This window comes from Cohnella boryungensis (assembly GCF_042651945.1).
Lineage (GTDB): Bacteria > Bacillota > Bacilli > Paenibacillales > Paenibacillaceae > Cohnella > Cohnella boryungensis.
In genome coordinates this window covers 1-596 of record NZ_JBHSED010000057.1, presented here as the reverse complement: position 1 = coordinate 596, position 596 = coordinate 1, and the positions used below count along the sequence as shown (strand labels likewise).

The following is a 596-nucleotide window of genomic DNA, read 5'->3' as shown; positions in this document are numbered from 1 at the left end:
TGTGGAGCGTCAGCGGAAGCGAGGAGTGTGCGCATCGTCGCAGAATGCGACTGTGAAGCGTCAGCGGTGGCGGCAGAGTGTGTGCATCGTCGCAGAATGCAACTGTGAAGTGTCAGCAGGAGCGCAGAGTGTGCGCATCGTCGCAGAATGCGACTGTGGAGCGTCAGCGGTGGCGCAGAGAGTGCGCGTCGTCGCAGAATGCGACTGTGGAGCGTCAGCGGGGGCGCAGAGTGTGCGCATCGTCGCAGAATGCGACTGTGAAGCGTCAGCGGGGGCGAAGAGTGTGCGTACCGTCGCAGAATGCGACTGTGGAGCGTCAGCGGGGACGCATAGTGTGCGTATTGTCGCAGAATGCGACTGTGGAGCGTCAGCGGGGGCGTAGAGTGTGCGCATCGTCGCAGAATGCGACTGTGGAGCGTCAGCGGTGGCGGCAGAGTGTGCGCATCGTCGCAGAATGCGACTGTGGAGCGTCAATGGAGGCGCAGAGTGTGCGCATCGTCGCAGAATGCGACTGTGAAGCGTCAGCGGGGGCGCAGAGTGTGCGCATCGTCGCAGAATGCGACTGTGAAGCGTCAGCGGTGGCGTAGAGTGTGCGC

1 protein-coding gene is annotated in these 596 nt (G+C 62.9%); it reads left to right on the top strand.

Features of this window, described 5'->3' with window-relative positions:
• Positions 1-128: 128 nt before the first annotated feature.
• Complete coding sequence (locus ACFO1S_RS21690; protein WP_204605120.1) at positions 129-587, top strand: hypothetical protein; 459 nt, start codon at positions 129-131, stop codon at positions 585-587.
• Positions 588-596: the final 9 nt, after the last annotated feature.